An 8497-nucleotide genomic window follows, 5' to 3' on the forward strand; every position below is an offset into this window, starting at 1 on the left:
CGCTCCCGCAACCCAGCAAGATCACTACGCCTAACGCCCACGGTCCTCGCAACTCCCACAGATTGCGGGTGTTGCGAGGACCGTTAGAACCCAAGGAGACCGGGGCCGTCATCGTTCTGCCCGGGCCCCGCGGAGCCCCGGGCCCCGCGGAGCCCCGGGCCCCGCGGAGCCCCGAGCCCAGCGCAGCCTCAGCCCCGCGGCGCCTCAGCCCTGCAGCGCGACCGAGAAGCGCTCCAGCTCGGCGGCCAGCTCGGCCTGCACCTTGGCGTGCAGCAGCGTGCCCTCCGCGGTGTGCTCGGTCGAGATCAGCTCACCCTCGGCGTGCACCCGGGAGACCAGGCCACCGTGGGTGTACGGCACCAGTGCCTGCACCTCGATCGCCGGCCGCGGCAGCTCGTCGTCGATGAGCTTCAGCAGCTCCTCCATGCCCAGCCCGGTGCGGGCCGACACCACGATGGCGTGCGGCTCGCGGCGCAGCAGGCGCTGGAGCACGTGCGGGTCGGCCGCGTCGGCCTTGTTGATCACCACGATCTCCGGCACGTTCTGCGCGTCGACCGAGACGATGACCTCGCGGACGGCGGCCAGCTGCGTCTCCGGCTCGGGGTGCGAGCCGTCCACCACGTGGAGGATGAGGTCCGCGTCGGCGACCTCCTCCATGGTGGAGCGGAACGCCTCGACCAGGTGGTGCGGCAGGTGCCGGACGAAGCCGACGGTGTCGGCCAGCGTGTAGAGCCGGCCGCTCGGGGTCTGCGCCCGGCGCACGGTCGGGTCCAGGGTGGCGAACAGCGCGTTCTCCACCAGGACGCCCGCGCCGGTGAGCCGGTTGAGCAGGGAGGACTTGCCGGCGTTGGTGTAGCCGGCGATGGCCACGGACGGCACCTGGTGGCGCTTGCGCTCCTGGCGCTTGGTGTCGCGGCCCTTCTTCATCTCGGCGATCTCCCGGCGGAGCTTCGCCATCTTCTCGCGGATCCGGCGCCGGTCGGTCTCGATCTTGGTCTCACCGGGACCACGGGTGGCCATGCCGCCGCCGGACGTGCCGGAGCCACCACCACCCATCTGCCGGGAGAGCGACTGGCCCCAGCCTCGCAGCCGCGGCAGCATGTACTGCATCTGCGCGAGCGAGACCTGCGCCTTGCCCTCACGGGACTTGGCGTGCTGGGCGAAGATGTCCAGGATCAGGGCCGTCCGGTCGACGACCTTGACCTTGACCACGTCCTCCAGGTGGATCAGCTGGCCCGGGGTGAGCTCACCGTCGCAGACCACGGTGTCGGCACCGGTGGCCGCGACGATGTCCCGCAGCTCCTTCGCCTTGCCGGAGCCGATGTAGGTGGCGGCGTCGGGCTTGTCGCGGCGCTGGATGACGCCGTCCAGCACCTGGGAGCCGGCCGTCTCGGCGAGCGCGGCGAGCTCCGCCATGGAGTTCTCCGCCTCCTCCAGCGTGCCGTCCGTCCAGACGCCGACGAGCACCACGCGCTCCAGGCGGAGCTGGCGGTACTCGACCTCGGTGACGTCTTCGAGTTCGGTGGAGAGGCCGGCGACCCGGCGCAGGGCTGCACGCTCGCTGCGGTCGTACTGGTCGCCGTCGTAGTGGTGGTGGCCGAGGTCCTCGTCGATGGCCGCGAGGTCCTCGTCCATGAGGGCTTCCGCCCGCAGACCGTCGAGGCGGCGCGGGGCGTCGGCGTGGTCGCGGGCTTCGAACGTGGAGGTCATTCTGTCCTTTGGCTGGCTGGTACGGAGGGCCTGTCTGCGTGACCGTACCGACGGTCACACCCGGAGTCTGCCCAGCTGCCGCCTCGTCTACCGCTCGGGCGAGATGTGAGCTACCCCGCAGGACCGCGGCCCCACACAGGCAATTCTCTCAGTGCCCGGTGAACGCCGCGGACCGGCCGTGAATTCCCCACGATGTTCGCACGCCCGGTGTGGACGGGGCATCCCCATTTTCCGGTCCGGAGACCGGTCCGTCCCCGTCCGACGGGCCGCCCCCGTCCGACGGGCCGTCCAACGCCGACGGGCCGCCCCCGTCCGCCGGGCTGCCCCCGTCCGCCGGGTCGCCCCCGGCACCGGGCTCCGCCTCCCCCGCCCGGGGACGCGCGCCGCCGCCGCCCGCCGGTGCGTGCGGGCGGCTCACGTCGTACACCCCCGAGACCCGCAGCATCGCCCGCATCACCGCGGCCAGCGCGGCCGGCTCGGGCAGCTCGACGGTGTAGGTGTGCCGCACCCGCAGCTCCTGCGGCGGCTCGACCTCGGCCGAGACGATGCCGACGCCCTCCCCCGAGATCGCCGCGGTGAGGTCGGCCAGCAGCCGGGGCCGGTTGAGCGCCTCGGCCCGCAGGGTGGCCCGGTAGCCGGACGGCGGCGCGCCGTCCGGCTGCCAGTGGATCTCCAGCGCGCCGCGCCCGTCCGCCCGCATCCGCTCACCCGCCGGACAGCCGGTGCGGTGCACGGCGACGGCGCCGCCGCGGATCGCGAAGCCGCTGACCTCGTCCGGCGGCACCGGGGTACAGCAGCGGGCCAGCCGGACCGGTGCCCCCGGGCGGCCGGCCACCGCCACCGGGGCGGCGCCGCGCTCGGCGGCCCGGTGCGCGGGCGGCGCCGGCTGGCCGGCCGAGGGGCCGGTGCGGACCACCGGCAGCCGCGCCGGGTGGTCGGCGAGCCATCGTTCGATGGCCAGCCTGGCGGCCGGGGTGCGGACGTGCGCCAGCCATTCGGGCGCGGGGCCGGAGGGGTGGGCGGCCGGGTCGCCCTGCTCGGTGAGGATGGCCAGGCGGTCACCGTCCTGGAGGACGGTGGAGAGCGAGGTGAGCCGGCCGTTGACCCGGGCCCCGATACATCGGTGCCCGGTCTCCTCGCCGAGCAGGTAGGCGGCGTCCACACAGCTGGCGCCGGCCCGCAGCTGAAGCGTTTCGCCGGCCTCGGTGACGACGGTGATCTCGCGGTCCCCGGCGAGGTCGGCGGTGAGCGCGGACCAGAAGGCGTCCGGGTCGGGCGTCTCCTGCTGCCACTCCAGCAGCCGGCTGAGCCAGCCCGGCCGGGCCGGGTCGGTGCGGTCCAGCTCGTCCGTGCCCTGGTCGGCGCCGCCGGCCCCGGGCTGCCGGGGGTCGCCGAGGGCGACCACGCCGGTCTGCGCGACCTCGTGCATCCGCCGGGTGCGGACCAGTACCTCGATCACCGCGCCGCCCTCCAGCGCCACCGCGGTGTGCAGCGACTGGTACAGGTTGAACTTGGGGGCGGCCACGAAGTCCTTGAACTCGCCGGGCAGCGGCGTCCAGCAGGTGTGCAGCTCGCCGAGGACGGCGTAGCAGTCCGCGTTCTCCTCGACCACCACCAGCAGCCGCCCGAAGTCGGCCGGCTGCGGCCCCTGCGGCCGCCCGTCGGGGCCGGCTGCGGCGGCCCGCTTGAGCAGCACCCGGTGCAGCGAGACGCAGTGCCGGGGGCGGACGGTGACCTCCGCGGCCACCCCGGCCTCGGCGAGCTGGCGCGCCAGCGTCCGGGCGAAGGGTTCGAGCAGGGCGTCCGGTTCGGCCTCGTGGCCGGCCTGCAGGGCGCGCGCGCGGGCGTACTCCTCCGGGTGGAGGGTGGCGAAGACGATGTCCTCCAGCTCCGCCTTGAGCACCTGGATGCCGAGCCGCTCGGCCAGCGGGATCAGCACGTCCCGGGTGACCTTGGCGATGCGGACCTGGCTGGCCGGCCTCATGTGCCGGATGGTGCGCATGTTGTGCAGCCGGTCGGCGAGCTTGATCACCATCACCCGGACGTCGTCCCCGGTGGCGACGAGCATCTTGCGGAAGGTCTCGGCCTCGGCGGCCGCACCGAAGTCGACCTTCTCCAGCTTCGTCACCCCGTCGACCAGATAGGCGACTTCGGGGCCGAACTCCTCGCCGACCTGAGCCAGGGTCAACTCGGTGTCCTCGACGGTGTCGTGGAGCAGCGAGGAGACCAGGGTGGTCGTCCCGGCGCCGAGTTGGGCCAGGATCATGGTGACGGCCAGCGGGTGGGTGATGTACGGCTCGCCGCTCTTGCGTTTCTGCCCCCGATGGCTGGCCTCGGCCAGGCGGTAGGCCCGGCCGAGCAGGCCGAGGTCGGCCTGCGGGTGGTGCCGGCGGTGGGCCTGGACGAGCGGTTCGAGGGCGTCGGGCACCGGCGTGCGGCCGGTGGCCAGCAGCGCGGCGCGCCCGGCCCGGCCGAGTGCGGCCCGCCCTAACCCCCCGAGGGGCCGCTTGGGCCCGGCCTGCCGTGCGGACGTCGGCTGCCCCGCAAGGGGCTGCCCGGCTTCGATGGTCATCGTCGGCACCTCCGGCAGCGTCACCGGCTGCTCCCCTCCGAGGGGCGCTCGACCCGGTGATCCATGCTACCGAGCAGAGCACGTTCCGCGATGCCCTGCTTCCCGTCCGTGACACGGATCACCCGAACGGGGGGATTCGTCGCTGTACGAAATGGGCAAACCGCCCGCGCCGTCAGCCCTGGACGGCCTGGACGGTCGCCAGCCACCGCGGGTCGAGCTCGCCGCGCGCCACGATCACCGCCGGGCCGGTCATCTCCACCCGGCCGTCCGGGTACTCGGTGATCACCACCCGGCCGCCCGGAAGGTCCACGGTGTAGCTGACGGCCTCGCCGGTGACCGCCGGGTCGGCGCCGTCCCGGCGGGCGGCGGCCACGGCGACGGCGCAGGCGCCGGTACCGCAGGAGCGGGTCTCGCCGGAGCCCCGCTCGTGCACCCGCATCGCGACGTGCCGCGGCCCGCGGTCCACCACGAACTCGACGTTGACGCCCTCGGGGTAGGCGCCCTCGGGGCTGGTGAGCGGCGCGCTGTACAGGTTGCCGGCGTGGTCCAGGCTCTCGACGAAGGCGACCGCGTGCGGGTTGCCCATGTTGACGTTGCGGGCCGGCCAGCTGCGCCCGCCGACCGTGACCTCGATCCCGTCCGGGCCGGGCAGCAGCGCGCGCCCCATGTCAACGGTGACCTCGCCGGGGGTGCCATCCTCGGCGTCCTCGGCGACCCGGGCCGTCCGCACGCCGGCCCGGGTGGCGATGGCCACCTCGCCCGGCTCGGCCAGCCCGGCCTCGACCAGGTACCGGGCGAAGACCCGGACGCCGTTGCCGCACATCTCGGCGATCGACCCGTCGGCGTTGCGGTAGTCCATGAACCACTCGGCCCGGTCGGCCTGGTCGGCCGCGGCCGGGTCGGCGGCCGAGCGCACCACGCGCAGCAGACCGTCGGCGCCGATGCCGGCCCGGCGGTCGCACAGCACGGCGACGGCCTCGGGGCCGATCACCAGCTTGCCGTCCGGGTCGGGCACGATGACGAAGTCGTTCTGGGTGCCGTGCCCCTTGAGGAAGGACAGGCCGGCAGGCTGCGGGGAGGTGTCGCTCACGCTGCCGATGATACTGAGCCGCCGGGCCGGCCGGCCGGCCGGACCACCAGGCGGACCGCGTCCGCCGGCGGGGTCAGCGCAGGTGGACGACCCGCCACAGGGCGAGCGCGCAGGCGGCCAGCGCGATCAGGGTGTAGATCACGATCGCCTTCCACCCGGCCCGCCGGCCGGAGCCGCGGCGCGGCAGGCCCGGCCACTTGTACCCGGCGTGCCGGGCGGCCATCGCACCCCAGCCGACCGAGGCCGCGGTGAGCAGCAGCCCGAGCATCCCGACCATCGCCGAACCGGCCCCGGCCGAGCCGAAGGCCAGCGGGAAGGCGAACATCAGCGAGCCGGCGGTGGCCAGCAGCGCTATCGGCAGCGTCTGCCACCAGCGCAGCCGGCGGCGCGGGCGGATCTCCCGCTCGTGCACCGCACCGGCGGGGGCGCGGGTGTCCAGCGCGGGCAGCGCGACCGCGTAGGAGGTGGGGGCGTCGAGGCCGGGCAGCACGGGCAGGTCCGGCATGGTCGACGCGTCGAGGTCGTCGGCCTGTGCGGTGGCGCTCCCGCTCTGGCCGGTTTCGGGGCCGGTACCCGTCGACACGCGGCCTCCCCTGACAGTTCGACACGAGTGCGGACTCGCGGCCGGGCACGGTCGGCCCGCCCGGGCCGACCCTTATGACCTCGATGATGGCATGTCCAGAGAGGCGTTCCGGGCCTGACCGGGGTCATCGGGTGATCCGTGGCCATCACGTGATCCGGCCGTAACCGCGGGTTCGTCCTGCACGCCCACCTGCGCGCGCAAGTGCACCGCCGGAATGGCCGGATACCGCCTACGGCAGGGCCGATTCCTGACGGCCGATCAGTTCCAGCGAGCGGGCGAGCAGCTCGGCGGGGTCCGCGCCGGCCGGGCGGGAGAGCCAGTGGATCCGGTCGTCGCGGCGGAACCAGGACTCCTGCCGGCGGGCGAACCGCTTGGTGGCGCGGACGGTTTCGGCCCGCGCCTCGCCCTCGGTGCACTCCCCGGCGAAGTGGTCGAGCACCTGCTGGTAACCGAGCGCCCGGGACGCGGTCCTCCCCTCGCGCAGGCCGAGCTTCTCCAGCTCCCGGACCTCGTCGGGCAGACCGGCCTCCCACATCCGGTCGACCCGCAGGGTGATCCGCTCGTCCAGCTCGGGCCGGGGCACCGCGACGCCGATCTGCACCGCGTCGTAGACGGCGGTGTTGCTCGGCAGGTTGGCGGTGAACGGCTGCCCGGTGATCTCGATGACCTCCAGCGCCCGGACGATCCGCCGGCCGTTGCTGGTCAGGATCGCCGCGGCGGCGGCCGGGTCCAGCTCCGCGAGCCGCCGGTGCAGCGCGTACGGGCCGGCCTGGTCGAGCTCGGCCTCCAGCCGGGCCCGGACCGCCGGGTCGGTGCCGGGGAACTCCATCTCGTCGATCGCCGCCCGGACGTACAGCCCGGAGCCGCCGACCAGGACGGGGGTGCGGCCGGCCGCGAGCAGCCGGTCGATCTCGGCCCGGGCGAGCCGCTGGTACTCGGCGACGGACGCGGCCTCGGTGACGTCCCAGATGTCCAGCAGGTGGTGCGGGACGCCGCCGCGCTCGTCGAGCGTGAGCTTGGCGGTGCCGATGTCCATGCCCCGGTAGAGCTGCATCGAGTCGGTGTTGATCACCTCGCCGCCGAGGCTGCGGGCGAGGGCGACGGCCAGGTCGGACTTGCCGGCGGCGGTCGCACCCACCACGGAGACCACGCGCGGCACGGTGGCACCGGGCTGGACAGGGCCGGGCTGCGCGGGCCCGGGCTGGACGGTACTGGAGCTGCTCACCGGACCAGTCTCGCAAAACCGCCGACGCGACGGAGACCTCCCCGCCCGGGAGGTCCTATCGAGCGACGATATGACCGTTTCCGCCCATATCCCCAGTTGAGAACGGTTCGGCCGCGCGAGACGTTGAGCAGGAGACAGAGAGGAACGGTGAGGACGCCATGGGTCTGATGGACAACCTCAAGGGCAAGGCCGAGGAGCTCAAGGAGAAGGCCAGCGAGCTGGCCGGCAAGCACAGCGACCAGATCGAGCACGCGGTCGACAAAGCCGGTGGCGCCATCGACAAGGCCACCAAGGGCAAGTACAGCGAGAAGATCGAGCACGGCACCAGCAAGGCCAAACACGCGGTGGACGACTTCGCCCACAAGCCCGGCGGCCCGGGCGGCACCACCCCCGGCACCCCCGTCGACGGCCAGGGCCCGACCCCCTGAGCCCGCGCTCCCGAGCCGCTCTCCCGGGCAGGTCCGCGGGTCAGCTCCAGGACGCCACGAGGTACCCGACCCCGTACGGCGCGTCCCGGTAGCCCAGGTGCGCGGTGAGGCCGGCGCCCTCGGCGGCGCCGGCCAGCACCTGCCAGGGGGCGCGGCCCTCGGCCTTCAGCTCGGCGGCCAGGCCCGCGTCCAGGGCGGCCAGGGCGGCGAGGTCCGCCGAGCCCAGGGCGTCGGCGAGCGCCGCGTCGAAGCCCTCGGCCCGTTCGTCCAGGTAGCCCGGTGCCTTCAGCGAGCGGCAGGCGCTGCCGTCGCCCATGACCAGCAGCCCGACCCGGTCGGCCAGCCCGGCCAGGCCCTGGCCGAGGCCCAGCATCCGGTCGGCGGGCGCGTCCGCGGGCACCGCGCAGGCGTGCGTCGGCAGGGTCGCCCCGGCCCGCTCCAGCAGCCAGGCACCGACGGTCAGCGAGGGCGCCAGCTCCGGGCCCTCGACCCGGCCGGCCGGCAGCCTGGCCACCAGCGGCACCCCGTAGCGGTGGAAGGAACCGGCCCCGCCCTCGGTCCACACCTCGGCCTCCGGCCCGGTGCCGACCACCACGACCAGCTCCGGCCCGGCCGCGAGCAGCGCGGCCAGCGCCTCGTCGCAGGCCGCGCGCAGCGGCTCCAGCTCGGCGGCCGCACCCGCGGCGACCTCCGGGACGAGCAGCGGCGGGCAGGGGCAGACGGCGGCGGCAACCAGCATGTGGATCACTCTAACGAAGAACGACAGCGGCCCGGGGGGGGGGGGGGGGGGGGAGGAGGGGGGGGAGAAGAGGGGGGGGGGGGGCGTCAAAAAACCAAACCAGTAGAGGAAAGGGGAAGCTACCAAGAGAAACAAAGAGCGGACGAAAAG

7 protein-coding genes are annotated in these 8497 nt (G+C 74.4%); 1 reads left to right on the forward strand and 6 read right to left on the reverse strand.

Annotation, left to right across the window (positions count from 1 at the left end; all coding sequences use genetic code 11):
- Positions 1-204 precede the first annotated feature (204 nt).
- From hflX to miaA, 5 genes are all read right to left on the reverse strand, one after another.
- Complete coding sequence (gene hflX, locus ACZ5WK_RS36935; RefSeq protein WP_465554404.1) at positions 205-1710, reverse strand: GTPase HflX; 1506 nt, start codon at positions 1708-1710, stop codon at positions 205-207.
- A gap of 148 nt (positions 1711-1858) precedes the next feature.
- Positions 1859-4282, reverse strand: a complete 2424-nt coding sequence (locus tag ACZ5WK_RS36940; protein ID WP_465554406.1) for a RelA/SpoT family protein — start codon at positions 4280-4282, stop codon at positions 1859-1861.
- Between the two features lie 172 nt (positions 4283-4454).
- Complete coding sequence (gene dapF, locus ACZ5WK_RS36945; RefSeq protein ID WP_465554408.1) at positions 4455-5372, reverse strand: diaminopimelate epimerase; 918 nt, start codon at positions 5370-5372, stop codon at positions 4455-4457.
- A gap of 73 nt (positions 5373-5445) precedes the next feature.
- The gene (locus ACZ5WK_RS36950) at positions 5446-5955 is read right to left on the reverse strand and encodes a hypothetical protein (protein WP_396323797.1); all 510 of its coding nucleotides are present in this window, start codon (positions 5953-5955) and stop codon (positions 5446-5448) included.
- A 229-nt stretch (positions 5956-6184) separates the two neighbouring features.
- Positions 6185-7114 carry a tRNA (adenosine(37)-N6)-dimethylallyltransferase MiaA gene (gene miaA, locus ACZ5WK_RS36955; RefSeq protein ID WP_465554453.1) on the reverse strand — a complete coding sequence of 310 codons (930 nt, stop codon included), beginning with the start codon at positions 7112-7114 and terminating at the stop codon, positions 6185-6187.
- A 224-nt stretch (positions 7115-7338) separates the two neighbouring features.
- Between miaA and ACZ5WK_RS36960 the strand changes: the two genes are divergently transcribed.
- Positions 7339-7608, forward strand: a complete 270-nt coding sequence (locus tag ACZ5WK_RS36960) for an antitoxin (RefSeq protein WP_396323798.1) — start codon at positions 7339-7341, stop codon at positions 7606-7608.
- 40 nt (positions 7609-7648) lie between these two features.
- Here the strand turns inward: ACZ5WK_RS36960 and ACZ5WK_RS36965 are convergent, their stop codons facing one another.
- Positions 7649-8347 (reverse strand): class III extradiol ring-cleavage dioxygenase family protein, encoded by a 699-nt coding sequence (locus ACZ5WK_RS36965; protein ID WP_465554411.1) that lies wholly within the window; start codon positions 8345-8347, stop codon positions 7649-7651.
- Positions 8348-8497 lie beyond the last annotated feature (150 nt).

This window comes from Kitasatospora sp. NPDC032757 (assembly GCF_055579305.1).

Excerpts from the sequence above, each read along its gene's own strand:
- hflX (WP_465554404.1), bottom strand. The coding sequence starts at position 1,710 with ATGACCTCCACGTTCGAAGCCCGCGACCACGCCGACGCCCCGCGCCGC.
- ACZ5WK_RS36940 (WP_465554406.1), bottom strand. The coding sequence starts at position 4,282 with ATGACCATCGAAGCCGGGCAGCCCCTTGCGGGGCAGCCGACGTCCGCA.
- ACZ5WK_RS36960 (WP_396323798.1), top strand. The coding sequence starts at position 7,339 with ATGGGTCTGATGGACAACCTCAAGGGCAAGGCCGAGGAGCTCAAGGAG.
- ACZ5WK_RS36965 (WP_465554411.1), bottom strand. The coding sequence starts at position 8,347 with ATGCTGGTTGCCGCCGCCGTCTGCCCCTGCCCGCCGCTGCTCGTCCCG.